Genomic DNA, 24,318 nt, shown 5'->3' with positions numbered 1-24,318 from the left:
AATCCACTACGCCAACAGGCTTTCCTCGAAGGGAAAGCGTGACAGCAATTCGATGCCGGTGTCGGTGACGAGGATTTGCTGTTCGAGCTTGACGCCCTCGCCCTTGTCCTCCTCGCCAATGAAACTCTCGACGCAGAGCGTCATGCCAGGCTCGATCACGCCGTCATAGCCCGCGTCGACGAAGTCGCCCCGATGGTAGAGATACGGGTACTCCCCGGTCATCCCGCAGCCATGCGCGGAAAGGTAATAGCGGTGGGCGTGGTATTTTGCCGGGATGTCCCAGGCGGCCTCGGCATAATCGCGAAATGTCATGCCGGGCCGGATGATGCCCATATTGTGATGCACCTGCTCGTGGGCTGTCTTGTAGAGTTCGCGCTGCGTCTCGCTCGGCTTGCCGGGTCCGGCGTGGAACGTGCGCGAGAAGTCGGAATAATAGCCGTGGCAGCCGACCACGTCGGTATCGAGCGCGATCAGCTCATTTTCGCCGATCACCTTCGAACCCGTCTCCTGGAACCAGGGATTCGTTCGCCCGCCGGAGTTCAGAAGCCGCGTTTCCACGTAGTCGCCGCCCTGGGCGATCACCGCCTGGTGCAGCACCGACCACAACTCGTTTTCCGTCAGACCCGGCCGGATCGCCTCGCGCAGCCGCGCCACGCCGACCTCCGTCGCGCGCAGCGAGGCGTTCACGCATTTCATCTCTTCCGCCGACTTGATGGCGCGCGCCAGTTCCACTGGCTGCTGCGCGTCGACGATCTCGAAGCCCTCTCCGCCAAGCGCGATGGCGACACCGGCATTGATCCGCTCGATGCCGATTTTCTCGCCCGGGCCGACCAGTTCCCTGAGCAGTGCGCCCATCGCGCGCGCCCATGCCTTTTCGCGCTCGGCGATATGCTCCCCGGCGGCAACGAAACTCGCCGTCATCGACGGGCGCACCTCATCGACCGTTTCGAATCCCTCGCCCAGATGCTCCGCGCCGGTGAATTCGTGCAGGATCGAGCGGTCCTGCGTCAGCACCAGGTAACGCGATGGCTGGTTGCGCGAAGTGAAGACCTGCATGTTCCGGGTGCCGGTGGCATATCGGATGTTGACGGCATCCGTCAGCACAAGCGCCGCGATACCAAACTCTGCCATCTTGGCGCGCACGCGGCCCTGCCGGTAGGTGCGCACGGCAACGAGATCGATCTCCGCGTCTGTGGTTTCCGTGTCTAGCAATGCGATCCCGTCCAGATCGCTGCGCTCCGCATGCCAGTCGAACATTGTCATGGTCAAAAATCCGTCGGCGCCCCGCCTTCGCGCTTGCGCTTTTCCACGAAGGCTTCGAGTTCCTCGCGAATGCCCTCATCCATCGGCGGTTCCTCGTATTCGGCGAGGATCTGCTTGCAGACCTTGTTGGCCCGTTCAACGGTCGTCACCGCGCCGCGCTCTTCCCAGTTCTCGAAGTTCGACCAGTCCGACAGGAAGGGCGAATAGAATGCCGTCTCGTAGCGGTCCTGCGTGTGCTGGATTCCGAAGAAATGTCCACCGGGCCCGACCTCGCGGATCGCATCGACCGCGATATCATCCGGCCCGGTGGTCAGCGGCTCGAAATAGGAGATGAACTGCTGCAGGACCTCGCAATCCATGACGAACTTCTCGTAGGAAGCGCACAGACCGCCCTCCAGCCAGCCGGCAGCGTGATAGACCATGTTCGTGCCCGACGTGACGGCCGCCCACATCGACATCATGGATTCCCATGTCGCCTGATTGTCCGGCGTGTTGGCCGCGCAGGTGTTGGATGACCGCAGCGGCAGTTGGTAGAACCGCGCCATCTGGCCGGTGATCTGCGTCGCCCGAACGTAGTCCGGCGTGCCGAAGGCAGGCGCGCCGGTTTTCATGTCGACATTGGAGGTAAACGTCCCGATGCCGACCCCGACGCCGGGCTTGATCCACTGCAGCAGCGCGATCGCAGCCAATGCCTCCGCAATGGACTGTGTCACCGCGCCGACCATGGTCACCGGCGCCATCGCGCCGGCCAGCGTAAACGGCGTAACGATGGTCGGCTGGCCGCGTCGCGCAAGCCGCATGGCGCCGTCGAGCATCGGCCAGTCATGCTTCAGCGGCGAGGTCGAGTTGATGTTGGTATACATATGCGGCGCGGCGTCGAACGCCTCATGCGAGAGCCCGCCCGCGATACGCACCATCTCGATGACGTCTTCCATACGTTCGGTGCCCAGCGCGTAGGCATGCGCCACCTTGTCGGTCAGCGTCAGCTTGTCGAAAAGGCAGTCGAGATGGCGGATGGATGGGTGGATGTCGATCGGTTCGACCGGGTAACCGCCTGCGAAATGGATGCAATTGAAATACTGCAGCAGTTTGAGCAGTTCGCGGTAGTCGTGCCGGTTGCCGCTGCGGCGGCCGCGCTCGATATCGGAGCAGTTGGGCGGCGAGGAAATGTTGCCGAACACCATGTGCCTGCCGCCGATGGTGATCGCCCTGTCCGGGTTGCGCGGTGTCAGCGTGAATTCCCGCGGAGCCTTGCCGAGCATTTCCATGACGAAGTCGCGGTCCATGCGCACATTCTCGCCCTCAACCTTGCAGCCGGCCTCTCGAAGCCGTTCGATGGCTTCGGGATGGAGAAACTCGATACCGATCTCTTCGAGTACCCGCATCGCCCCGTCATGGATCGCGGCGACGCCCTCGGGCGGAAGCGGCTCGGTCGGCCGGTCCGTGTTGATCACATCGGTCCAGGGCAACTGCCGGATCGCCGCTCCGCCGCGCCGTGTGTTCCCGGCGCGTCCGCCCCGCTTGCGCAGTCGGGCCGGCGCTTCGTCGGGCACCGCCTCGGCAACAGCCTCGGTGACGAGCATGTCGCTCGTCATCTCTGGCTCGGGCGGCGGATCTTTCGGCATGCGCTTCTCCGGCGGGTCAAAGCGGCATCACAGCATATTCTCAGAACGCGGACGCAAGAAATCCGACCGCGACAACGGGTTAAACGACATCACCCTGAGTTAACGGACCGAGATCGCCATCACCTATCGGGAACATCCCCATCCATCCTCCTCGGTCGAACCCCTTATTTTTTCCGGGACAACCGACACGTGAGGCAACGAAAGGAGAATTTTGTTCTCCTGCATCGATGTCCACCGACAGTAAACCGGTAATCTCCACTGTGCCGAAACGCGACACACGGAAATATCTTTCATCGCTCGATCCGCGAATACAGTTTTGAACGGCGGCAGGAATTTGCTAGCAGGATATCGGGCAAACTGGGGGAGCGGGCCGAAAAGGCCGCGCGCGAGGAGAATGGCAGCGGATTCGCATGCACGAATCGAACTGACCACAGGTTACGTCTACATACTGAGTTGCCCGGAAGCGCCCGGCAGCGTGAAGGTCGGCTCGACCAGTCGCGAAGTCGGCAAGTATCGCTACGAGCATTTCGATTCAACGGAGCCGATCCCCTGCAAGGTGGAATTCGCCGTCCATGTCCCCGACCGGCACGAGGTCGAAAAGAACCTGCTGCTGAAGCTCGCGCCCAAGCGCCTGTCACGCGAATCCAATCGCTTCGCGATCGACCCGGAAGAGGCAATCGCTGCCGCCGTTCAACTGATCGGCTACGACTACACAAACGCCCAGATCACCGGCGTGATCTTCCGCAAGCATGTCGACATGCTCAAGAAGATGGAGAGGGATTTCCGCAGCCGTCACAAGAGCTTCACCATCCTGAATGGCGAACTCGGCGACCTGCAGAAAAAGATACGCCGCTACCAGCAGCAATTCGGCGACAAGGACGCGACCATCGCGCGGCAGGAGGACCTGATCGGCGAATTGCAGGTGCAGGGCATGGCGCTGGAAGCCCGTTGCCGCAAGACGAGGCTCGTCGCGATCGGCGCCGGCGGCCTTGCCTTGGTGTGCGCCACGCTTGCCGTCGTGTCGCTGGCCGGCTGGATCTAACGCTCAGGTCGAAAACGGCGTCCCCGCCCCGGCGGCGCGGATCGCTTTGAAGGCATGTGTCGCGATCGCGGTGTCCTGCGCACCCGTGCCGGTCAGGTCGCAGATGGTCACCGCATCGGCCGACGGACGACCCGCCACTTTGTCGGCGACGACATCCCCCAGTTCCGGCGTCGTCCCGTGCGACCACACTCCAGCCTCGACAGCCGAGCGCAACTCGCCGAGCTTTTCGCACTGGCTCACCCGGTCACAGACATAGAGATCGGCTGCGCCAAGCGCCGCCGGGTCGATCTCGTTCTTGCCGGCCTGGTCGGAGCCCATTGCGGTCACATGCAGACCGGGATGCAGCCATTGCACCTTCAGGACCGGCTCGCGCGCCGGCGTCGTCGTAACGACGAGTTGGCTTTCCGCGACCAGCCGCGCCGGATCGTCCACCGCTTCCGCGGTCACGGGCAGCATCCGCGCGATGTCTTCCGCACAGGCTCTCGCCTTCTCCCCGTCTCGCCCCCAGACCAGGACACGGGAAAAAGGCCGAACGAGATGCGCCGCGGCGATTTGCAGGCGCGCCTGCACGCCGGTGCCGATCACGCCCGCCGTCTCCACAATCTCCGGCGCCATGTATTTCGCCGCCACCGCGCCCGCGGCCGCCGTGCGCACATCGGTCAGGTAGCCATTGTCGAGAAACAGCGCATCGACCAGCCCCGTCTTCGCGGAGAAGAGCATCATAAGCCCGTTCAGGCTAGGCAGCCCGAGCTTCGGATTGTCGAAAAAGCCCGGGCTGACCTTGATCGCAAACCCGTCGAAGCCCGGTATATAGGCGGTCTTGACGTCGACCTCGCCATTGGCGGCCTCAAGCTCCATCGAAAGGATCGGCGGCATCACGACCTCACCGGTCGCCAGCGCCGCGAATGCGCGCTCGACTGTCTCGACGGCTGCGAGATCCAGTTTCACCGCCTGTCTGAGATCCGCCTCCGTGGCGATCAGCACCTCATGCGCCATAGGTCTTGCCCCGCACCACCGTGTTGCCCAACGTGACATCCTCGCCATTCACGACCCAGCTAAAGACCGACATATCGAGATTGCGTCCGGTCACGACAGTCGCCACCGGCCCGGAAAATGATGGAAGCTTGCCCGCCAGCATCGCCGCAAGGCCGACCACCGATCCGCCCTCGGCGACGATCCTGTCTTCGTAGTAAAGGGTCTGCATGGCCGTATATATCTCCTCCTCGCTCACCAGCACCGTCCCGTCGAGGTAATCGCGGCAAAGCGAAAACGAGAGCCGGTTGTCCATTCCTATGCCGCCGCCAAGCGAGTCCGCCAGGCTCTCGACCTCCGTCACCTCGACCGGATGACCGGCCCGGATCGACTCGTGCATCGCCGCGCCCCGATCCATGGAAATTCCGATCACGCGGATGTCCGGCCGGATCGTCTTGGCGGCAAGCGCGATCCCGCCGGCGAGCCCGCCGCCCGAGAGCGGCACGAGGATCGCCTCCAGATCGGGCCGCGCCGCAAGAAGTTCGAGGCCGATGGTCCCCTGCCCGGCAATCACGAACGGATCGTCGAACGGCGATATTTCGGCAAGGCCGTCCGTCTCGCACAGGCGCAAACTTTCCGATTGCGCATCGTCCTGGCTGGTGCCGGCGATGTGAACCTCGGCGCCGAGCGCACGGATACCGTCCACCTTGGCCTTCGGGACCATGGACGACATACACACCACGGCGCGCATGCCGCGCTGCGCCGCCGCAAAGGCGACGCCGCGCCCGTGATTGCCGGTCGAACAGCAAGTCACGCCGGCAACGTCCTCGGCAAGATTCGCGATCGCGTTCACTGCGCCACGCAGCTTGAATGCGCCGATCGGCTGGGCGATTTCCAGCTTGAGAAGGAATTCCTGTCCGCACCGAGCCGACATGAAAGGCGAAGGCACAAGCGGCGTGTCGGCGGCGATCCCGGCAATGGTGTTTTGCGCGGCAAGGATATCGGCAAGCGTCAGGTTCATCCGCCGAATGGCGCATGGCCGGACGGGACAAGTCAATGCCGCGGCTCCATTTCCCGCGCGACGAGCACCGATTTTCTCTCGCCAGCCCAGAAAATCCGGCGTAGAGCCGAACCGAGGAACACGCCATGGAAAACGAGACCTTTTCGATCCTGCTGACCGCCTGGCTCATGCTGGTCGTCGCCATCGCCGCGCCCGGCCCGAACCTTGTCGCGACGGCATCGACCGCGCTCGGCCACGGCCGCAAGGCTGGACTGCTGGTGGTGGCCGGTGTCGCGACCGGAACATTCATCTGGTCGCTCGCTTCCGCATTCGGCGTTGCGGCGGTCTTCACCGTCTATCCGCCGGCCTTCATGGCGCTGAAACTCGCGGGCGGGTCCTATCTGGTCTATCTCGGCTTTCGCTCGCTGCGCGCGGCATGGCGCAACACGCCGGGCGCAATCCGGCCGGATACGCGCCGGCTCTCGCCCCTCGCCTCCTATGCGCGCGGCCTCGGCGTTTGCCTGATGAACCCGAAATCGGCGCTGTTCTGGGCATCAATCTCGGTCTTCGTCGTCTCCTCGAAGGCCTCACCGTTTGCGATCATCGAGTTCTGCATCGCGGCCGGCCTGTCATCCTTCACGATCTACGGCCTCTACGCCGTCCTGTTCTCCTCGCGCGGGGCGCAGGCGATATACCGCCGCGCCACGCGCTGGATCGAAGCCGCTTTCGGCGCCTTCTTCTTCATGGTCGGTGTTCGGCTCGTCACCGCCTGACCTTAGGTCAGGCAAAGGCGGAGACGAGCGGCCGGATCACCAGATGCGGCTCGCCGTCACTGGTCCGCGAAGGCGAAACTCCGGTATCGTCGACCGTTCCCTGAACACGTTGGCGGAAAGCCGAGAAACTGTCGAAGGTCACGACATCCACCGCCTCTTCGAGGTGAAGCGTCACGCGGTAGTGGCTGCCGCCGCCGATCAGTTCCACGGCGAGGACTTCGGCGGTGAAGGGCTGCTTGAGATAGGTGCCGCTCACGATGTCGCCCACCTGGATGGAGAATGGCGGTTCATTCGACAATCGGGCGACAGCGGTGTTCCAGTCGCGATAGCCGACTTCGGCGGCCACGCGTTCCAGCGCCTGTCCATAGCTGATCTTGACGCCGTTCGCGTTCATCGCCTTGCGAAGCGCCTTCGCGCGCTGCTTGGCTTCGTCGATGGTCCGGGGACGCCCAGTCCCGGAAAGAGATGTCTCTGGCATGATTGCAGTTCCGTTCTGCTCATGCGGTCATGGAATGCGGGGCTCACATTGCCGCAGGACCGCGTTGAAACGGGTCTGCTCGAAGACCGACCTGCGCCGGGAGGCTTCACCATCGGATAACCGGTGAGCGGCGGGCGCCTCGTGCCCTGCGCGGCCCAATACGGCAACCGGCAAGCGAGGTCAACGAAAAGAAAAACGCCCGGCGCAGGAGGCGAACGCCGGGCGTGAGTATGGATCAGCGGTCAAGGCTCTCCGCCAATCCGACCAACCGCAGAAACTCGCTGCGGTAACCGAAGGGATCCTCGCCCCGCGCGCCGGCCGCGAGGTCCCTGATCTCGTCCCATGAATAGTCCGCCACCGCGTCCGTATCCCGGAGCTTCTGGCCGAACGCCGCCACGGCGATCGAGAAGCGCGCATCCGTCGAGAGCGACGCGAGCCGCGCCCGGTCGAATTCATGCCCGATCGGCGTCGTCATCAGGTGGCTCTGCGTTTCGTCCGGCAGCTTGTAGCGCAGTTTCAGGAACGCATATTCGCCAGACGACGCGGCCGTATCGGCGGCGGGCTTTTCGGCCGACCCGTAGCGCAACGGATCGTTTTGCACCGCCGGGCTTCCGACCGGCGTGATCTCATAGATAGCGGTGACCGAATGACCCGAGCCGATATCGCCGGCATCGACGCGGTCGTTGTTGAAGTCCTCGCGCTTCAGCGCCCTCGTCTCGTAGCCGATCAGCCGGTACTCGGCGACGGTCTGCGGATTGAACTCGACCTGGATCTTCACGTCCTTGGCGATCGGGAAAAGCGTCGAGCCCGCCTCTTCCACCAACGTCTTCTGCGCCTCGGCCAGCGTGTCGACATAGGCCGCCGTGCCGTTGCCGTTCTGGGCGAGGACCTGCATGAGCTGGTCGTTGTAATTGCCCTTGCCGAAACCAAAGACCGACAGGAAGATGCCGTCGTCGCGGCGGTCCTCGATCATCCGTTTCAATTCCTCGTCGGACGTCGCGCCGACATTGAAGTCGCCGTCGGTCGCCAGCATGACGCGGTTGACGCCACCCTCGATACGCGCCTCACGGGCAAGCCTGTAGGCTTCCTCGATTCCCGCCGCCCCGGCGGTCGTTCCGCCCGGCTCCAGCGTATCGATGGCATGCAGGATCTTATCGCGTTCCGACGCGCTGGTCGGTTCGAGAACCGTACCCGCATTGCCCGCATAGGTGACGATGGAGATCGTGTCGCGCTCGTCCAGCTTGTCGAGCAGCAGGCGGAACCCGCTTTTGAGAAGCGGCAGCTTGTCCGCTTCGTCCATCGATCCCGAAACGTCGATCAGGAATACGAGGTTCGCCGCAGGGCGATTTTCGGGCTCGATGTCGAAGCCCTGAATGCCGATATGCATCAGCTTCGTGTCCGGGTTCCACGGAGTCGGCGAGACCGAGACATTGACCCCGAACGGCGCGCTGCGGTTCTCGGGAAGCGGATAGGCATAGTTGAAGTAGTTGATCAGCTCTTCGACGCGAACGCTGTCCGGATCGGGCAGCCGGCCTTCCATGATGGCCCGGCGGACCACCGAGTATGACGCGGTATCGACATCGATCGAGAAGGTCGAGACGGGATCTTCGAGAACGGCGCGGACGCTGCTGGTCTCGTATGTCTCGAACCGGTCGCGGCGCAGACGTTCCATGCCCGGCGCGATCTTGGCGGAGCCGTCGCCGACAAGCGTGCGTTTGGCAAAGGACGGCGCCGTCGGCATCGGAGCCGGCAGAGCCTCTCCAAGCACGATTGCCGCGTCGCTTTCCTCGGCCTCGCGATAGGCACCCGACGCCTGATTACGCCCCAGCACCATCGTGTCGTCCAGGCTCGGCGGGACCCCTTGCGCGATATCGACCGGGGCCGTGTCGGCGAAACCGGGGCGGTATCCCTCGTTCATCACCGCGAAGGCGAGGTAACCGGCAAGCGGAACCGCCAGAATCCCGGCGATTGCCGTGCCGGACATCAGCCGGCCCTTCGTCATTGCTGTCATTGTCGTGCTCCATGACCGTTGCAGTATGGTCATGAGACGGGAGCCGGCGGCCGATCCTTGGGTGCCCGCAGTTTTTTTTTCGGCGTCGAAGGCCGACAGCGCCTCGCGCATGGCGGCATCGCGCTTGCCCGCATCCGGCTGAGGCGCCGGAACCTTCTTGAGAATGTCGAGATCGAATTCGTCTGTCATGACACTTCATCCTCGGGCTTTTGCATGATCGCCCTCAGTTTCTTTTTCGCCTCGTGAATGTGAAACGACACGGTCCCTTCCGAGACGCCCATCACGCCCGCGGCCTCGTCGTGGCTCAGCCCTTCGCCATGCACCAGAAGCACGGCGTCGCGCTGGCGTTCGGGAAGGGAGCCGACAGCCGACCAGAGACGTGTGGCCGGATCGCCATCGGCTCCCTCGCCCCCCTGCGCGTCGACCGTGGCCTGCACGGCGTAGGCCTCGACGCGCCGGCGCTCCGAAGCGCGGGCCCGCTGGCGATCCCGCACCGTGTTGAGCACGATGCGGTAAAGCCAGGACGGAAACGATGCCTCGGCGCGCCATCCGGAAATCGCGCGCGCAAGCTTGATGGAAACGTCCTGCGCTATGTCGTCCGCATCCGCTGCGTCGCCACACCATCGCCAGGCAATCCGATGGATAGTGGCATAGTGGCGTTCGAGCAGGCAGGCGAAAGCCTCGCGGTCGCCATTGCTCGCGCGTGCGGCAAGCGCCTGATCTCCGTCGCCGGCAATCGCGCCCGTATGTGAAACGACATCCGCTTGCATCGTCATCATCGCCCTTAAGACGATGCGTTATCGACGATCCTTGGGTCGGCGCAAAACTTTTTTATTGGCCGTCGAGACCGCGCAGGCGCGCCGTCATGTGAAAGGCGGTTTGCGCCGCGCCATATGGGCGGCCGACCGGACAGGCAGCCCGTGCAAGGCAGCCCGCATCGCGACAGGCGCCGCCGGAAGAAAGATATCCGCCGCACGCGGCAACATCGAACGCGGCCTCGGTGACGGCACCTGCCGGACAGGCATTCATGCAGGGTTTTCCGTCACATAGGGCGCAGACATGAATCGGATTGACAGGCGGATGAGCCGGAATATCGACATCGAACAGCAGCGCGCCGCGATAGGCGTGCCAGAGGCCGAACTCCGGATGCATCAGGATTCCGAGCGGCGACGGTTTCAGACCTTCTGCCCGAATCGCCCATTGCTGAAAGGGAAGCCAGGGTTTCTCGAAAGGAAATACCGCGCGCGCGCCGAAACGGGCGGCGACCGGTTCGATCACCGCGCGCGACCACGTATCGAGCGGATCATCCGGCGGTACGTCCAGCGCCGCGAGCCATGCGCGGAAATGCGGCCAGATGCTGCCGCCTCCATGACCGACGAGAATGACGCTGCGCGCCGGCATGTCCCCCAACGCGGGCGGCGCGGTGTCCGCCTCGGTGAATGCGAACCCGCCACGACGGATCAACCCATACGTCGCGAGCGCCGCGTCGAGTCTGTCGAGCCGGGCTTCTTCGGTCATTCCGCGTCGCGCCGGCCGACGCGCCAGACTTCGTCGTGGATGATGTCGGCCACTTTAGCCCGGCCGTCCACGGGCTTCTTTCAACTGAACGCGTCGGGCATCGATTCCTTGCGCTGACGGATGAAGTCCTGCAGCGCCTCGTCGATGGCCGGGTCGAGATCGGGGGCCTGGTAGCTGTCCAGCCACTGTCGCGCCAGCGCATTGGCGCGCTGGTCGGCCGATTTGCGCCCCTCGATATCCCACTGCTCGAAGGAATTGTTGTCGGCGATAAGCGAGCGGTAGAAGGCGTTCTCGAAATTGGCCCGCGTGTGATCGCAGCCGAGATAGTGGCTTCCGGGTCCGACTTCGCGAATCGCATCCAGCGCCTGGCCGTTGGCGCTCATGTCGATGCCCTCCGCAAAGCGCTGCTGCATGCCGAGCTGGTCGACGTCGATCATGAACTTCTCATAGGAGGCGACGAGGCCGCCTTCCAGCCAACCGGCGGAGTGCAGGGCGAAATTCGTGCCGGCGAGCAGCGTCATGTTCAAGGTCGTCGCACTTTCATGCGCCGCCTGCGCGTCCGGGATCTTCGAGCCGCACAGCGAACCGCCCGTTCTGAACGGCAGTCCAAGACGCCGCGCCAGCTGGGCCGCGCCATAGGAGACGAGAGACGGTTCCGGCGTTCCGAAAGTCGGCGCACCCGACTGCATGGAAATCGAGGCGGCGAACGTGCCGAACAGGACCGGCGCGCCCGGCCGAACGAGCTGCGTGAATGCGGCGCCCGCGAGCACTTCGGCAAGCACCTGCGTCAGCGTGCCGGCGATGGTCACCGGGCTCATGGCGCCGGCGAGGATGAAGGGCGAGATGATGCAGGCCTGGTTGTGGCGCGCATAGACCTTGGCCGCGCCCAGCATCGTATCGTCGAACACCATCGGCGAATTGGCGTTGATGAGGTTCGTGACGACCGTGTTGTTCTCTACGAAATCGTCGCCGAACAGGATCTTGCACATCGCCACCGTATCTTCTGCGCGTTCCGGCGCGGTCACCGACCCCATGAAGGGTTTGTCCGAATAGCGGATGTGGCTGTAGACCATGTCGAGATGGCGCTTGTTGACCGGAATGTCGACCGGTTCGCACACCGTCCCGCCAGAATGGTGCATGGATGGCGCCATATAGGCCAGCTTCACGAAATTGCGGAAATCCTCGATCGTCGCGTAGCGGCGCTCGCCGTCTAGATCGCGCACGAAGGGCGGCCCGTAGACCGGCGCGAAGACGGTCGCGTCTCCGCCGATCTGAACGTTCCGCTCCGGGTTGCGGGCATGCTGTGTGAAGACGGAGGGCGCGGTCTTGAGAAGGTCCCGGCACAAACCCTTCGGAAAATGGATGCGCTGGCCCTTGATGTCCGCGCCCGCGTCCTTCCAGAGCTTCAGCGCTTCCTCGTCATCGCGGAACTCGATTCCGATTTCCTCGAGGACCATGTCCGCATTCGCCTCGATGGTCGAGATCGCTTCCTCGTCGAGCACCTCGTAAACCGGCACCCGCCGCGTGATGTTCGGCATCGCCGGCGAACGCTGGCCGCCGCTGCGCGCCGCCCGCCTTGCGGCCGCTCCGCCCGATGCGCGCCGCCCGCCCCGTCCGCGTGCGCCTTCCGCGCCCGACTGGTCCGTTTCCGTTGCCGAATCTGACATGGTCTCACCCTGAAAACACTGCGTGCCGGAACCGCCGGCCCCGGCTTGTGAGGATCGACAATGATGGCGAGTGGTGATTCAGGCCCTTCAATTCGCGGCAGGCTTTGACGCTGCCGCGACAATGAGCCATCTTGCGCATCGCGGGAACACGAAATTGACACGGTCGCAAAAGCATTTGAGGCCGTCGCATTTGAAGCGCTTTTTTTATGATTTCCGATTCAAAATCCTGTTAAACCTCGGCAGGCACTGCCGCGTCTCACGCTATCGGGAAATTACCGCACATGTCCGACGATGAAATCATCCTCTCCGAATTGTCCGACGACGAACTCGTCCAGCAGATGCATGACGATCTGTATGACGGCCTGAGGGAGGAGATCGTCGAGGCGACGCAGATCCTGCTGGATCGCGGCTGGGCGCCCTACGAAGTGCTGACCGAAGCCCTCGTCGAAGGCATGCGTATCGTCGGCGAGGATTTCCGTGACGGTATCCTGTTTGTGCCGGAAGTGCTGCTGTCGGCCAACGCGATGAAAGCGGGCATGAACATCCTGCGTCCGCTGCTCGTGGAAACCGGCGCGCCGAAGCTCGGCAAGATGGTGATCGGAACCGTCAAGGGCGACATTCACGACATCGGCAAGAACCTCGTCGGCATGATGATGGAAGGCGCCGGTTTCGATGTCGTCGATCTCGGCATCAACAATCCGGTCGAGAACTATCTCGAGGCGATCGAGCGCGAAGAGCCCGACATCGTCGGCATGTCCGCTCTTCTGACGACCACCATGCCCTATATGAAGGTCGTCATCGACACGCTGAAGGAAAAGGGCATTCGCGAAGACCTGATCGTCTTGGTCGGTGGCGCACCGCTGAACGAGGAGTTCGGCAAAGCCGTCGGCGCCGACGCCTATTGCCGCGACGCGGCGGTCGCCGTCGAGACCGCGAAAGAGTTCATGAAGCGCAAGCACAACAGCCACGTAACCGCCTGATCGCGAATTTTCTCTTCGATTTCGAAAGCCCGGATTTCCAGTCCGGGCTTTTTGCTTGCGGCCGATAGCGAGACGCTGTTGAAGGCACCGATGCCAGCCCAATCCGATATCGATTCCAACGGTGAAACGGGGGTCCGGAGCGCCCTCCTCCTGATCGCCGGGTTCTTCGCGCTGCGGCTCCTGATCTCCTGGGTTTTTCCGGCAACCAACGACGAAGCCTATGCCATCACCGTATCGCGTGACTGGTCGCTTTCCTATTTCGACCACCCGCCCGTCGCCTTCACGCTCGCCCGCCTGATGGCCTGGTTGACGGGTACGGAAAGCGTAGCCGTCATCCGCCTGCCCTTCATCTTCGCCGGCGCGGTCAGCGGGTGGCTGATCTGGGATATCACCCGTCTCGCCTATGGCCGCTCCGCCGCCTTCTGGGCGCTCGCCTGGTACAGTGTCGCGCCGTTCTTCTTCATCTCCGCTGGCCATTTCGTCGTGCCCGACGGGCCGTTGAACCTCGCCCTCCTGGCGACGCTACGCCTTGTCCTGCCGGATCTTCTGGCGCCGGGTGCGAAATTGCGGACGAGCCGGTGGCTTTCCGCCGGGCTGTTTTTTGCGCTGGCTCTGGCTTCCAAATACCAGGCGGCCCTGTTCGGTCTTTCGGCCCTCATCTTCCTGATCGCGAGCCCCGCGCACCGCCGTTTGCTCGCATCGCCGACCCTCTGGGCAACACTGGCGATCGCAATGCTGGGACTCGTTCCGACGCTCGTCTGGAACGCGTCTCATGACTGGATCTCCATCACATTCCAGGCGGGACGCGCTTCTGCCGATTCAGGGATTCTCCATCCGGTGAATTTCCTGTCGGTTTTGGGCGGCCAGATTATCTATCTCCTGCCTGGCACCTGGCTGGTGATCCTGACCGCATCGTTAGGTGGCCTCATTCGGCCTGAACGGACCGCGGATCGGCTCTTCGCCTGGTTTGCAATCGTGCCGCCCGCTCTTTTTCTCGCCATTGCGCTTCTGTCGCGCGATTCACTGGCGCACTGGGCGATGAGCGGCTTCATGTTCGGTTTTCCTCTCGCCGGGCGCTGGACGGCGAATAATGTCGACCGATTCCGCGGATTGATCCTGTTCACATTCCGCGCCGCCTGCGCGCTCGTTCCGGCAGTTGCGCTGATTGTCGCGCTCCAGAGCCGTTACTCGCTTGCCGGGAGGGTCATTCCCGGTTTGCCGCAAGATTGGGAAATCGGCCGGGAACTGCAGGACTGGACGGCGCTCGCCGAGGCATGGCCGAAACTTGGCGCGCCATCGGCGGTTATCGTCAAGAGCTGGGTGTTTGGCGCCAAGGCAGGCCATGCCCTCGGCCCAACCATCGACGTGATCCCTCTCTCCGACCCGCGGCATTTCCAGTATCTTGAAACGGGTGCGCACGACACGGCCATTGCCGTTCTGCCAGCCCGTGCCGGCGACGACGAAAGCATGCTCCGCGACTATGTAAGATTGCTGGAGAATGCCGGCTATCGTCCGACCGGAGATCCAACGGTCATAAGCCAGATGGCCGGAAGCCGTCCGCAATTCGAGCTTCTCGTCATTCCCGTCGAAAAACAGTGAGCGGGACGACGTTTTCTAGGTGTCGCGCCAGGTAACGAGCTTTGTCACCGCATAGTTGAACACCGCGCTCATCAGTGCGCCCGCGAAGCCCGCCAGCGCCGCCGACCAATCCCATTCGAACAGGCGGACCGAGATCGACACATTGGCGAGCGCGCCGATACCGCAGATGATGTAGAAAGTCAGAAGGCCGGTCACGAAACGCCATCCGGTGAGCTTGCGATGCGCGTAGGTGACTTCGTTGTTGAAGGCGAAGTTCGAGGTCATCGCCGCGAATGTGGCGACGATCTGAGCGGTCGCGAAACCGACGCCAAAACTGGCATTCAAAAGCAGCAGTGTCGCCATGTGCACGAACAGGCCGGTAAAACCGACAAGCCCGTAGAGCAGGAATTTTACCGGTATGAACCCGCCTGTGTAGCGCGAGATCAACAGACCGAGAAACTGCACCGTCACGAGGAAGCCCAGCTTGCTCTCGCCTTCGACTCGCTCGCGAAACTGGAACGGCACCTCGCGTATCTTCAGATCGTGTCCGAAGCGGCTGACGATGTCGAACAGGATCTTGAACCCGTCGCGCGATACGACCCGCGCGGCCCTGTCGGCGACATCGCGCGTCATCATGAAGAAGCCGCTCATCGGGTCGGTCGTGTAGGCGCCGGTGATCCGGTTGGCGAGCGCGGTGGCCAGTTCGCTGCCCTTGGCGCGGGACTTCTTGACGAATCCCGAGGATGCCGCGCCGCCATCGACATACCGGCTGCCGATCACCAGATCGGCGCCGTCGCGGATTTCGGCGAGCATGACGGGCAGACGCGTCTCGTCATGCTGCATGTCGGCGTCCATGACGACGACGACCGGCGCGTTCGCCGCCATCATACCCTCGATACAGGCACCTGACAGGCCACGCCGGTTGATCCGCTTCACGCATCGCACATAGGGTTTCTCGCGACCGATCGAACGCGTCACGTCAGCCGTGCCGTCCGGGCTGTCGTCATCGACGACGATGACCTCAAACGGAGTGTCCCCCATGACCGCCGCAATCTTGTCGACGATCAGAGGTATGTTCTTCGCCTCGTTGAAGGCAGGCAGTATGACTGAAAGTTCCGGCGCTTTCATTCCCGTCCCCAAGGAATTTGAAACCCGTGTGCGGCTTGTTGGTGTTCTGCGCGATAGAAAACCGCGCTTATCCACACTATGTCATGCCGGTATTGAAGAAAACTGAACGCCTCATGGACGCAGACGGACAAAAGGTCAGGGTGATAGCTTGCGGCATGATTGCGCGCGAGATTCTGGAAGTGTGCCGGATCAACGGCCTCGACCACATTTCGCTCACCTGCCTGCCCGCCGAGTACCACAATCATCCGGAAAATATCGCGCCGGAGACCGACAAGGCCATACGCAAGGCGCGGGCCGAGGGCTACGAGCACATCTTCATCGGCTACGCCGATTGCGGCACCGGCGGCATGCTGGACAAGGTTTGCGCGGAACATGGCGTCAGTCGCATCGCCGGGCCGCACTGCTTCTCCTTCTATATCGGCAACGACATCTTCGAGGCGGCGGACGGGGACTACCTCACGACCTTCTTTGTCACCGATTTCCTGGCCCGCCATTTCGAGGCGTTTCTGGTGAAGCCCCTTGGCCTCGATCGGCATCCCGAATTGCGCGAGATGTATTTCGGCAACTATCAAAGAGTGCTCTACATCGCGCAGACGGACGATCCCGACCTGACCGAAAAGGCCCGCGCAGCCGCCGAATTCCTGGGCCTGCCCTTCGAGCGCCAACTGACCGGATACGGCGATCTGGCCCCGGCTTTGCAGCAGGCCGACCGGCTGGTAAAAGCGCCACAATCGTAAACCAAATCGTCGCAATTGCCGGTTATCGTCATGAACCTGACGTATACCCGCGCCATGAGCGTCCTCGAAGGCGGTTGAAAAGATGTTGCAGCAGACTCCGGAACAATTCGAACCGGTTGAAGCTCCGCATTCCTATTGCCGTCCGCGCCCGCTCTCCCAGGTCCTGAGCGAACTCGCGGAAGAGGAACATGGCGAGGTTTCTGTCCGCCGCATCCGCGACGCGCTGGCCGACCGGTCCTTCGCGACTTTCCTGGTCTTCACCGCGGCCATCAACCTGCTGCCATTCCCGCCCGGATCGACCGTGCTGCTCGGCGTGCCGATCGTGCTCGTCGCTTTTCAGATGGTGATCGGCTATCCGACCGTCTGGCTGCCGCGCTTCTTCCTGAATCGCTCGCTCAGCCACAAGGCGTTTCATCGCATGTCCACCTGGCTGATCCCGTTCCTGCGCCGCATGGAAAACTGGGTGCGACCGCGCTACTGGCCGTTCCCGAACGCCAAGAGTGCCGAGAAAGTGGTCGGCCTGATCGCCCTCGTCTACGCCATCGCGGTCGTTATACCGATCCCCTTCGGAAACTGGCTGCCGGCGCTCGCCGTGTTCATCTGCGGAATTGCCCTGTCGGAGCGCGACGGCTTCTGGCTGGCCGTCGGCACCATCACCGGCGTTGTGGCGATCTGCATCATGATCGGCGTGGTGCTCGTCGCGCACGCCTTCGCCCACTCCTGGTTGCTCTAGACGCCGCCGGCCTTCGCTGTCGCTTTTGAATTGCCGCGCGTCGTCGCGTAACAAGCCGTCCATGCCGGCTTGCGGCATTGCTTGTTCCCGACACGGAGGGCCATCGTGGCTGACAAAATCATCGTCTACTGGCGCGACATTCCTGCTCAGGTGATCATTCGCCGACGGCGTGAGACCGCGAAACGCGAATTGCCGCTGCGCTTCACCGAAGCCATCGACATGTGCGCGATGCGCGTCGGTGCGCGCGACAGCGACGCCTATCTGGCGGAATGGCGCAAGGGCGACCCGATTGCCGTCGGCGACGACCTCGAGGCCGAAGCCGACAAGGCGATGAACGAGATCGAGACCGTTTACGACAAGGACCGGTTGTTGATGCTGGTGCGCAACGAGGGATTTGAGAAGGAACCCGCGCAATGAATGCAGTTTCCATGGAAAAGGGCGCCGCGCCGAAGAGAATCGCCGCGTCCATCGAGGTCTCGCCGAAACAGGCGGCCGAATCGCCTGACCTGCCGGGGCTGTTTCCCGCCGGCGTGCGCGTCTACATCACCGATGTCGGCACCGACACCAACGCGACGCTCGTTTCCGCCGCGAAGCGCGTTCACGACCTCGGCTACACGCCGGTGCCGCATTTCGCCTCGCGCCGCCTGACCACGAAGGCCGCCCTCGAAGACCGCATCAAGGCGATGGCCGAGGAAGCCGGCGTCCGTGACGTGCTGGTCATCGGCGGCGGGCTGGAGAAACAGGCCGGAGACTTCTCGTCCACCATGGAAGTGCTGGAAACCGGGTTTTTCGACAAATACGGCGTGACCGACATGGGCGTCGCCGGGCACCCCGAGGGCAGTCCGGATTTCTCGCCGGAAGCCGCAATCGAAGCGCTCCGGCTCAAGAAATCCTTCGGCGAACGCACCGATGCGCGCATCCGCATTGTCACGCAGTTCGGTTTCGACGGCCAGAAATTCGTCGATTGGGCCGAGAGCCTTCGCGACCACGGCATCGATCTGCCGGTCCATCTCGGCGTCGCCGGCCCGGCCAAGATCACCACGCTGGTCAAATATGCGGCCATGTGCGGCGTCGGCAATTCGCTCGAATTCTTCAAGCGCAACACCCGCTCGCTCGCCATGCTGGCGACCAGCCATTCGCCGGAAGGCGTCGTCGGACCGATCGAGAAGCATGCGCTCGCCACGCCCGGCACGGCCATCAAGCAGATTCACGTCTTCCCCTTCGGCGGCATCAAAAAAGCCTCGCAGTGGCTTGAAGAACGCGGCACATGGGATATAAAGACATCTTTATATCCTTCTATGAACTCCAAATCGTAGGAACATCCATAAATGGCTCGCACCATCGTCGCCTCGGCCACCCGGGAAATCGTCATCGGTTTCGACCAGCCCTTTTGCGTCATCGGCGAACGCATCAACCCGACCGGCCGCAAGAAACTCGCGGCAGAAATGGTCGAGGGCAATTTCGAAACGGTGAAGGCCGACGCGCTGGCTCAGGTCGCCGCCGGCGCGACGATGCTCGACGTGAATGCGGGCGTCACCGCGGTCGATCCGAACGCCACCGAGCCGGCCCTGCTCGTCAAGACGCTGGAAATGGTGCAGGAACTGGTCGACGTTCCGCTCTCGATCGACTCCTCCGTCACCTCCGCCATCGAGGCCGCGCTGAAGGTCGCCAAGGGCCGCCCGCTGGTCAATTCGGTGACCGGTGAGGAGGAAAAGCTCGAGGCCATCCTGCCGCTGATCAAGAAATACGATGTCCCGGTCGTCGCCATCTCCAATGACGAGACCGGCATCTCGACCGATCCGGACGTGCGCTTCGCCGTCGCCAAGAAGATCGTCGAGCGCGCCGCCGATTACGGCATCAAGGCCGAAGACATCGTGGTCGATCCGCTCGTCATGCCAATCGGCGCCATGGGCACGGCCGGCCAGCAGGTCTTCAAGCTGCTCTACCGCCTGCGCAACGAACTCGGCGTCAACACCACCTGCGGCCTGTCCAACATCTCCTTCGGCCTGCCGCATCGCCACGGCATCAACGCCGCCTTCATCCCGATGGTGATCGCGTCCGGCATGACGTCGGCGATCATGAACCCCTGCCGTCCGCAGGAAATGGAGATGGTCCACGCAGCCAACGTGCTGAACGGCACCGACCCGGATTGCGGAAACTGGATCATGACATATCGCGACCATCAGCCCTCCGCGAACGGTGCGGCGGCTCCGGCGCCTGCCCGTGCGGCCGGCGGACGCCGCGGTGGACGCGCCGCGCGAACCGGCGCCGGCGCCTGACGGGAGCCCATGGCTGACCCCCTCATTCTCTTCATGCCCTCGGGAAGGCGCGGACGCTTTCCCGAGGGCACGACCGTTCTGGAAGCTGCCCGGCAGCTCGGCGTCTATGTCGAGAGCGTGTGCGGCGGGCGCGGCATATGCGGGCGCTGCCAGATCGTGGTGCAGGAGGGCCAGTTCGCCAAGCATGGCATCACCTCGGCAAACGACCATCTTTCCCCGTTCGGCGCGAAGGAAAAGCGCTACGCCGAAAAACGCGACCTGAAGGCCGGCCGCCGCCTCTCCTGCTCCGCGACGATCACCGGTGATCTCGTCATCGATATCCCGCAGGATGTGCAGATCAACGCGCAAATCGTCCGCAAGGCGGCCGACACGCGTGTCTTCGAGCGCAAACCCGCCGCCCAGCTCTGTTATGTCGAGGTCGAGGAACCGGACATGCATGCCCCGCTCGGCGATCTCGACCGCCTCCTTGCGGCGTTGGAGCGCGACTGGGGTTTTTCCGATGTCCTGGTCGACCAGTATCTTTACCCGCAGGTCCAAGCCATTCTTCGCAAAGGGAAATGGGGCGTCACCGCCGCGATCTACAAGGATGAGGAAACGGCCCAGGCCAACCTGATCGCCCTGTGGCCCGGCCTGCACAACGAGGCATGGGGCATCGCCTGCGACATCGGCTCGACGACCATCGCCATGCATCTGGTCTCGCTACTGTCGGGTCAGGTCATCGCCTCGGCCGGCACATCCAATCCGCAGATCCGTTTCGGCGAGGACCTGATGAGCCGAGTCTCCTACGTGATGATGAATCCGGACGGGCGCGAAGCGATGACGAAGGCCGTGCGCGAAGCGGTGGACGGACTGATCGGCAAGGTCTGCGACGAATCGGGCGCAAACCGCACCGACATCCTCGACGCTGTCTTCGTCGGCAATCCGATCATGCATCACCTTTTCCTCGGCATCGACCCGACCGAGCTCGGCGGCGCGCCCTTCGCGCTCGCTGTTTCCGGCGCGGTCCACACATGGGCCGGGCAACTGGCGCTCGACACCAATCCCGGCTGCCGGGTCTATGTCATCCCGTGCATCGCCGGCCATGTCGGCGCGGACGCCGCCGCCGCGACCCTCGCCGAAGGCCCGCACCGGCAGGACGACATGATGCTCCTGGTCGATGTCGGCACCAATGCCGAAATCGTGCTCGGCAATTCGTCCCGCGTCGTCGCCGCCTCCTCGCCGACAGGGCCGGCCTTTGAGGGCGCCGAGATTTCCTCGGGCCAGCGCGCTGCGCCCGGCGCCATCGAGCGCGTGCGCATCGACCCGGAGACGCTCGAACCGCGCTTCAAGGTGATTGGAAGCGATCTCTGGTCGAACGAGGACGGCTTCGACGAAGCCGTCGCGCAGACGCGCGTCACCGGCATATGCGGGTCCGGCATCATTGAGGTCGTCGCCGAGATGTATCTGGCCGGCGTGATTTCGGAGGACGGCGTAATCGACGGCGCCCTCGCCGCGAAATCGCCGCGCATCATCGAGAACGGGCGCACTTTCTCCTACGTGCTGAATGACGGCGATCCGCTGATCTCGGTCACCCAGAACGACGTCCGTGCCATCCAGCTTGCCAAGGCGGCGCTTTATGCCGGCATCAAGCTCCTGATGGACAAGCAGGGTGTCGACCATGTCGATGCCATCCGTTTCGCCGGCGCGTTCGGCTCCTTCATCGATCCGAAATACGCCATGGTGCTGGGCCTGATCCCCGATTGCGACCTTTCGAACGTATCCGCGGTCGGCAACGCAGCCGGCACCGGTGCGCGCATGGCGCTGGTCAATCGCGATTTTCGCCGCGAGATCGAGCGGACCGTGTGCAAGATCGAGAAAATCGAGACGGCGCTGGAGCCGAAATTTCAGGACCATTTCGTTGCCGCGATGGCGCTGCCCAACAAGATCGATCCCTTCCCCGAACTGGCAAAGGCCGTCACGCTGCCGGACCGCAAGACGCTCGCCGCCAATGACGACGGCAGCAGCCCCGGACGCCGTCGCAGACGCGAAGGCGGCCGGCGCGCGCGGAACTGAATCGGCCTGATTTCGATCTATCCTTTCTGCGACACAGCTGAATGTCGCAGAAAGGCGATTTCGTGTCGCAACTTTCTGCGCGTCGAGCCGACATGACCATCATAGGGGAATGATCGAGCCGTCCATGAGGGTGCGTTATCCCGGTTGGTCCCAAACGACCGGAAGACGCTCTGATAATAGCTGGCCCGTTCCCGCCAAACGGTGTGTCCAAACCGCCGTAGGAACGATCCGGACGCGAAATGGCTGCTCCGTGTGAACGCGAACTTGCATGGAGTGAACAATGATCCCCTTTTCGGACCAGCAATCCGGCGAATTGCCGGCAAACGGCAGGATCCCGGCGTGACCGGCGTCGGCGACTGCTTTCGAACCCTCCCGATTTTTTCGCGGCCCAACGGACGGCACCGCTGCCGGTTTTGGTTGACCGCACCCGATATGGCTGGTTCTTTGTCATGAAAACGACATTACATGTTGTGGCAGGCAACAGGAGCGAGGTTGGCCCGATGACGAACGCACCGACGCTGCCGAAGACAGTCGTCTTCTACCTCCAGCCGGAATTCACGATGATCGCCTTTTCCGCGGCGGTCGAGCCTCTGCGCGGCGCCAATCGCGTCCTCGGCTACGAAGCCTATGCCTGGCGCCTGGCCAGCAAGACAGGCGAGCCTGTCACCGCGTCGAACGGCGTGCAGGTTGCCGTCGACACCTCCATTGAGGACGAGCGCAAGCTGATGCTCGGCCAGCACAGGCCGTCCATCGTCTTCGTTTGCGGCGGTCTCAATATCGAGCGCAACCACTCCAAGTCGCTATCGGCATGGCTGCGCGAGGAACACAATCGCGGCGTCAAGGTCGGCGCGCTGTGCACCGCCGCCCACACGCTCGGCGCGGCCGGCCTGCTCAACAACAAGCGCTGCGCCATCCACTGGGAAAACCTGCCCGGTTTCCAGGAAGCCTTCCCGCAGGTCAGCGTTTTCTCCGATCTCTTCGAGATCGACGGCAGCATCTACACCTGCGCCGGGGGAACGGCCGCGCTCGACATGATGCTGAAGATCATCAGCGACGATTTCGACGACGCGACCGTGAACCGCATCTGCGAGTTGGTCCTGACCGACCGCGTGCGCAATCCGACCGACCGCCAGCGCCTGCCGCTGCGTGCGCGTCTCGGCGTGCAGAACGCCAAGGTCCTGACGATCATCGAACTGATGGAAGCCAATCTGTCGGAGCCGCTGTCATTGGTCGAGATCGCGGACCATGTCGGCCTGTCGCGCCGGCAGATCGAGCGCCTGTTCCGCCAGGAAATGGGTCGCTCTCCGGCGCGCTACTATCTCGAAATCAGGCTCGACCGCGCACGCCATCTGCTGATCCAGTCGTCCATGCCGGTCGTCGAGGTGGCGATCGCCTGCGGCTTCGTCTCCGCTTCGCACTTTTCCAAGTGCTACCGCGAGGTCTACGCCAAGTCACCGCAGCAGGAACGCGCCGACCGCAAGCAACTCATGGTCGCCTGATCCGGATTACCGGTCGAAATCGTCGAACTGCCAGCCGCGCTGCTGCCAGATCTTCTCGCCGATCAGGCAGTCATAGGGTTCTTCGAGGATAAACTGCGCCGGCACGACGCGCGGCGCGGCTTCTTCCACCTCTCCGATCTCCATGACCAGCTTGCGACGCACGGCCTCCGCGAACTGGTCCCAGTCATTGACGGGCACCATGAAGGCCCCCGGCCCGCCGATGACGCATTTCGTGTAGTAGCGGTCCAGATCATCGATATGGAACTGCTGGGCGAAGCCGTCCCGCGTCATCATCGGCAACCCGTTGATCGTGATACCTTTCGCGACCGCCTCGTCGCGCGCCTCGGTCACCGGGACGCCCTGATTGTTCGGACCGTCGCCGGAAATGTCGATCACCCGCCGGTCGGCAAGCAGGGGCGCTGTTTCCAGAAGCCCCGTCGCGTGATGAATCGCGCCGGAAATCGACGTTCGCCGCTCGCCGAAACTGCGCGTGGCCAGAAGTTCGGCCGCGACCGCATCCGCATCGGCCTGGCTCTCGATGATCGTCCAGCCGATGATTTCGTTGGCATGGACGTTCGCCGCCCATTCGAACAGCGTGATCGCGATGCGCCGGTAAGCGCCCTGCCCGATGGCGCGAACCACCTGCGGACTGGAAATCGCTGCGGCGTATCCCTCGCGCTGGATGCGCAGTTCCTCGTAGGACATCGAGCGCGACACATCGACCGCCAGCACCAGCGCGACATCGACGCGCTCCTGGGCGCGGACAGGCGCGCCGAAAAGCGTGACAAAAACGGCGACCATCGCCGGGACTGCGACACGGAAAGCCATGCGAGGATGATACGTCAAACGCGAGAAAGCGAAACGCGCCATTTCGCCTCGCTGGTTCACATATTCGTCAGCGTCGCCACAAAGCACCGGAATTTGCTCTGGTCCACCCGTTGAAACCAATCTAGGAAAAACCGCGCTGACGCCCGTCCGCGCAT

Annotated in this window: 22 protein-coding genes; 11 read left to right on the top strand and 11 right to left on the bottom strand. The window is 63.2% G+C overall.

Annotation, left to right across the window (positions count from 1 at the left end; all coding sequences use genetic code 11):
- Positions 1 to 6: 6 nt before the first annotated feature.
- Together ACQK2M_RS10705 and ACQK2M_RS10700 are read right to left on the bottom strand one after the other, a co-directional pair.
- Complete coding sequence (locus ACQK2M_RS10705; RefSeq protein WP_425417789.1) at positions 7 to 1,263, bottom strand: M24 family metallopeptidase; 1,257 nt, start codon at positions 1,261 to 1,263, stop codon at positions 7 to 9.
- A 2-nt stretch (positions 1,264 to 1,265) separates the two neighbouring features.
- The gene (locus tag ACQK2M_RS10700; protein WP_425417788.1) at positions 1,266 to 2,888 is read right to left on the bottom strand and encodes a trimethylamine methyltransferase family protein; all 1,623 of its coding nucleotides are present in this window, start codon (positions 2,886 to 2,888) and stop codon (positions 1,266 to 1,268) included.
- A 394-nt stretch (positions 2,889 to 3,282) separates the two neighbouring features.
- On the opposite strand from ACQK2M_RS10700, the gene ACQK2M_RS10695 reads away from it, so the two are divergent.
- Positions 3,283 to 3,930 carry a GIY-YIG nuclease family protein gene (locus ACQK2M_RS10695; protein ID WP_425417787.1) on the top strand — a complete coding sequence of 216 codons (648 nt, stop codon included), beginning with the start codon at positions 3,283 to 3,285 and terminating at the stop codon, positions 3,928 to 3,930.
- A gap of 3 nt (positions 3,931 to 3,933) precedes the next feature.
- Here ACQK2M_RS10695 and ACQK2M_RS10690 read toward each other — a convergent pair whose 3' ends face one another.
- Entirely contained in the window at positions 3,934 to 4,926 is a 993-nt protein-coding gene (locus ACQK2M_RS10690) for a cyclodeaminase (protein ID WP_425417786.1), read from the bottom strand.
- Positions 4,916 to 5,923: a hydroxyectoine utilization dehydratase EutB gene (eutB, locus tag ACQK2M_RS10685; RefSeq protein ID WP_425417785.1), complete on the bottom strand. Its 1,008-nt coding sequence runs from the start codon at positions 5,921 to 5,923 to the stop codon at positions 4,916 to 4,918. Before eutB ends, ACQK2M_RS10690 begins: the two co-directional genes overlap by 11 nt.
- Positions 5,924 to 6,048: 125 nt before the next feature.
- On the opposite strand from eutB, the gene ACQK2M_RS10680 reads away from it, so the two are divergent.
- Entirely contained in the window at positions 6,049 to 6,675 is a 627-nt protein-coding gene (locus ACQK2M_RS10680; protein WP_425417784.1) for a LysE family translocator, read from the top strand.
- A 7-nt stretch (positions 6,676 to 6,682) separates the two neighbouring features.
- Here the strand turns inward: ACQK2M_RS10680 and ACQK2M_RS10675 are convergent, their stop codons facing one another.
- The 5 genes from ACQK2M_RS10675 to ACQK2M_RS10655 all read right to left on the bottom strand — a co-directional run bounded on the left by ACQK2M_RS10675 (position 6,683) and on the right by ACQK2M_RS10655 (position 12,349).
- Positions 6,683 to 7,153 carry a glyoxalase superfamily protein gene (locus tag ACQK2M_RS10675; protein WP_425417783.1) on the bottom strand — a complete coding sequence of 157 codons (471 nt, stop codon included), beginning with the start codon at positions 7,151 to 7,153 and terminating at the stop codon, positions 6,683 to 6,685.
- A 235-nt stretch (positions 7,154 to 7,388) separates the two neighbouring features.
- Positions 7,389 to 9,353 carry a vWA domain-containing protein gene (locus tag ACQK2M_RS10670; protein WP_425417782.1) on the bottom strand — a complete coding sequence of 655 codons (1,965 nt, stop codon included), beginning with the start codon at positions 9,351 to 9,353 and terminating at the stop codon, positions 7,389 to 7,391.
- Positions 9,350 to 9,934: an RNA polymerase sigma factor gene (locus ACQK2M_RS10665; protein ID WP_425417781.1), complete on the bottom strand. Its 585-nt coding sequence runs from the start codon at positions 9,932 to 9,934 to the stop codon at positions 9,350 to 9,352. Before ACQK2M_RS10665 ends, ACQK2M_RS10670 begins: the two co-directional genes overlap by 4 nt.
- A gap of 61 nt (positions 9,935 to 9,995) precedes the next feature.
- Positions 9,996 to 10,682: a hypothetical protein gene (locus tag ACQK2M_RS10660; protein WP_425417780.1), complete on the bottom strand. Its 687-nt coding sequence runs from the start codon at positions 10,680 to 10,682 to the stop codon at positions 9,996 to 9,998.
- An 80-nt stretch (positions 10,683 to 10,762) separates the two neighbouring features.
- Entirely contained in the window at positions 10,763 to 12,349 is a 1,587-nt protein-coding gene (locus ACQK2M_RS10655; RefSeq protein WP_425417779.1) for a trimethylamine methyltransferase family protein, read from the bottom strand.
- Between the two features lie 281 nt (positions 12,350 to 12,630).
- Here ACQK2M_RS10655 and ACQK2M_RS10650 point away from each other — a divergent pair, with 281 nt between their 5' ends.
- Together ACQK2M_RS10650 and ACQK2M_RS10645 are read left to right on the top strand one after the other, a co-directional pair.
- Positions 12,631 to 13,329: a corrinoid protein gene (locus ACQK2M_RS10650; RefSeq protein WP_223475483.1), complete on the top strand. Its 699-nt coding sequence runs from the start codon at positions 12,631 to 12,633 to the stop codon at positions 13,327 to 13,329.
- Positions 13,330 to 13,419: 90 nt separating this feature from the next.
- Entirely contained in the window at positions 13,420 to 14,928 is a 1,509-nt protein-coding gene (locus tag ACQK2M_RS10645; protein ID WP_425417778.1) for a glycosyltransferase family 39 protein, read from the top strand.
- Positions 14,929 to 14,943: 15 nt separating this feature from the next.
- Here the strand turns inward: ACQK2M_RS10645 and ACQK2M_RS10640 are convergent, their stop codons facing one another.
- Positions 14,944 to 16,035 (bottom strand): glycosyltransferase, encoded by a 1,092-nt coding sequence (locus ACQK2M_RS10640; RefSeq protein WP_425417777.1) that lies wholly within the window; start codon positions 16,033 to 16,035, stop codon positions 14,944 to 14,946.
- Between the two features lie 113 nt (positions 16,036 to 16,148).
- On the opposite strand from ACQK2M_RS10640, the gene ACQK2M_RS10635 reads away from it, so the two are divergent.
- From ACQK2M_RS10635 to ACQK2M_RS10605, 7 genes are all read left to right on the top strand, one after another.
- A complete protein-coding gene (locus tag ACQK2M_RS10635; protein ID WP_425417776.1) occupies positions 16,149 to 16,772 on the top strand; it encodes a DUF1638 domain-containing protein in 624 nt (207 codons plus the stop codon).
- Between the two features lie 82 nt (positions 16,773 to 16,854).
- Positions 16,855 to 17,505 (top strand): exopolysaccharide biosynthesis protein, encoded by a 651-nt coding sequence (locus ACQK2M_RS10630; RefSeq protein WP_223475487.1) that lies wholly within the window; start codon positions 16,855 to 16,857, stop codon positions 17,503 to 17,505.
- A gap of 105 nt (positions 17,506 to 17,610) precedes the next feature.
- The gene (locus ACQK2M_RS10625; protein ID WP_223475488.1) at positions 17,611 to 17,922 is read left to right on the top strand and encodes a virulence factor; all 312 of its coding nucleotides are present in this window, start codon (positions 17,611 to 17,613) and stop codon (positions 17,920 to 17,922) included.
- On the top strand, positions 17,919 to 18,821 hold the full coding sequence (locus tag ACQK2M_RS10620; RefSeq protein WP_425417775.1) for a methylenetetrahydrofolate reductase: 903 nt from the start codon (positions 17,919 to 17,921) through the stop codon (positions 18,819 to 18,821). The genes ACQK2M_RS10625 and ACQK2M_RS10620 overlap by 4 nt, the downstream gene beginning before the upstream one ends.
- A 12-nt stretch (positions 18,822 to 18,833) precedes the next feature.
- Positions 18,834 to 19,784 carry a methyltetrahydrofolate cobalamin methyltransferase gene (locus tag ACQK2M_RS10615; protein WP_425417774.1) on the top strand — a complete coding sequence of 317 codons (951 nt, stop codon included), beginning with the start codon at positions 18,834 to 18,836 and terminating at the stop codon, positions 19,782 to 19,784.
- A gap of 9 nt (positions 19,785 to 19,793) precedes the next feature.
- The gene (locus ACQK2M_RS10610; protein ID WP_425417773.1) at positions 19,794 to 21,836 is read left to right on the top strand and encodes an ASKHA domain-containing protein; all 2,043 of its coding nucleotides are present in this window, start codon (positions 19,794 to 19,796) and stop codon (positions 21,834 to 21,836) included.
- A gap of 500 nt (positions 21,837 to 22,336) precedes the next feature.
- Positions 22,337 to 23,335 (top strand): GlxA family transcriptional regulator, encoded by a 999-nt coding sequence (locus ACQK2M_RS10605; protein WP_425417772.1) that lies wholly within the window; start codon positions 22,337 to 22,339, stop codon positions 23,333 to 23,335.
- Between the two features lie 6 nt (positions 23,336 to 23,341).
- On the opposite strand, the gene ACQK2M_RS10600 is transcribed toward ACQK2M_RS10605, so the two are convergent.
- Complete coding sequence (locus tag ACQK2M_RS10600) at positions 23,342 to 24,136, bottom strand: DUF1194 domain-containing protein (RefSeq protein WP_425417771.1); 795 nt, start codon at positions 24,134 to 24,136, stop codon at positions 23,342 to 23,344.
- Between the last annotated feature and the right edge of the window lie 182 nt (positions 24,137 to 24,318).

Origin of the sequence: Oricola indica (assembly GCF_965227485.1) — a bacterium.
GTDB classification, from domain to species: Bacteria; Pseudomonadota; Alphaproteobacteria; order Rhizobiales; family Rhizobiaceae; genus Oricola; species Oricola indica.
The sequence above is the reverse complement of the archived record's forward strand: the minus strand, read 5'-3'. Positions and strand labels throughout refer to the sequence as shown.

What these genes read in the sequence shown, in the direction of transcription:
- ACQK2M_RS10650 (WP_223475483.1), top strand. Translation starts at nt 12,631, where the DNA reads ATGTCCGACGATGAAATCATCCTCTCCGAATTGTCCGACGACGAACTC.
- ACQK2M_RS10605 (WP_425417772.1), top strand. Translation starts at nt 22,337, where the DNA reads ATGACGAACGCACCGACGCTGCCGAAGACAGTCGTCTTCTACCTCCAG.
- ACQK2M_RS10600 (WP_425417771.1), bottom strand. Translation starts at nt 24,136, where the DNA reads ATGGTCGCCGTTTTTGTCACGCTTTTCGGCGCGCCTGTCCGCGCCCAG.
- ACQK2M_RS10700 (WP_425417788.1), bottom strand. Translation starts at nt 2,888, where the DNA reads ATGCCGAAAGATCCGCCGCCCGAGCCAGAGATGACGAGCGACATGCTC.
- ACQK2M_RS10640 (WP_425417777.1), bottom strand. Translation starts at nt 16,035, where the DNA reads ATGAAAGCGCCGGAACTTTCAGTCATACTGCCTGCCTTCAACGAGGCG.
- ACQK2M_RS10655 (WP_425417779.1), bottom strand. Translation starts at nt 12,349, where the DNA reads ATGTCAGATTCGGCAACGGAAACGGACCAGTCGGGCGCGGAAGGCGCA.
- ACQK2M_RS10675 (WP_425417783.1), bottom strand. Translation starts at nt 7,153, where the DNA reads ATGCCAGAGACATCTCTTTCCGGGACTGGGCGTCCCCGGACCATCGAC.
- ACQK2M_RS10630 (WP_223475487.1), top strand. Translation starts at nt 16,855, where the DNA reads ATGTTGCAGCAGACTCCGGAACAATTCGAACCGGTTGAAGCTCCGCAT.
- ACQK2M_RS10665 (WP_425417781.1), bottom strand. Translation starts at nt 9,934, where the DNA reads ATGCAAGCGGATGTCGTTTCACATACGGGCGCGATTGCCGGCGACGGA.
- ACQK2M_RS10610 (WP_425417773.1), top strand. Translation starts at nt 19,794, where the DNA reads ATGGCTGACCCCCTCATTCTCTTCATGCCCTCGGGAAGGCGCGGACGC.
- ACQK2M_RS10705 (WP_425417789.1), bottom strand. Translation starts at nt 1,263, where the DNA reads ATGACAATGTTCGACTGGCATGCGGAGCGCAGCGATCTGGACGGGATC.
- ACQK2M_RS10670 (WP_425417782.1), bottom strand. Translation starts at nt 9,353, where the DNA reads ATGACAGACGAATTCGATCTCGACATTCTCAAGAAGGTTCCGGCGCCT.
- ACQK2M_RS10690 (WP_425417786.1), bottom strand. Translation starts at nt 4,926, where the DNA reads ATGGCGCATGAGGTGCTGATCGCCACGGAGGCGGATCTCAGACAGGCG.
- ACQK2M_RS10645 (WP_425417778.1), top strand. Translation starts at nt 13,420, where the DNA reads ATGCCAGCCCAATCCGATATCGATTCCAACGGTGAAACGGGGGTCCGG.
- eutB (WP_425417785.1), bottom strand. Translation starts at nt 5,923, where the DNA reads ATGAACCTGACGCTTGCCGATATCCTTGCCGCGCAAAACACCATTGCC.
- ACQK2M_RS10680 (WP_425417784.1), top strand. Translation starts at nt 6,049, where the DNA reads ATGGAAAACGAGACCTTTTCGATCCTGCTGACCGCCTGGCTCATGCTG.
- ACQK2M_RS10615 (WP_425417774.1), top strand. Translation starts at nt 18,834, where the DNA reads ATGGCTCGCACCATCGTCGCCTCGGCCACCCGGGAAATCGTCATCGGT.
- ACQK2M_RS10620 (WP_425417775.1), top strand. Translation starts at nt 17,919, where the DNA reads ATGAATGCAGTTTCCATGGAAAAGGGCGCCGCGCCGAAGAGAATCGCC.
- ACQK2M_RS10660 (WP_425417780.1), bottom strand. Translation starts at nt 10,682, where the DNA reads ATGACCGAAGAAGCCCGGCTCGACAGACTCGACGCGGCGCTCGCGACG.
- ACQK2M_RS10695 (WP_425417787.1), top strand. Translation starts at nt 3,283, where the DNA reads ATGGCAGCGGATTCGCATGCACGAATCGAACTGACCACAGGTTACGTC.
- ACQK2M_RS10635 (WP_425417776.1), top strand. Translation starts at nt 16,149, where the DNA reads ATGGACGCAGACGGACAAAAGGTCAGGGTGATAGCTTGCGGCATGATT.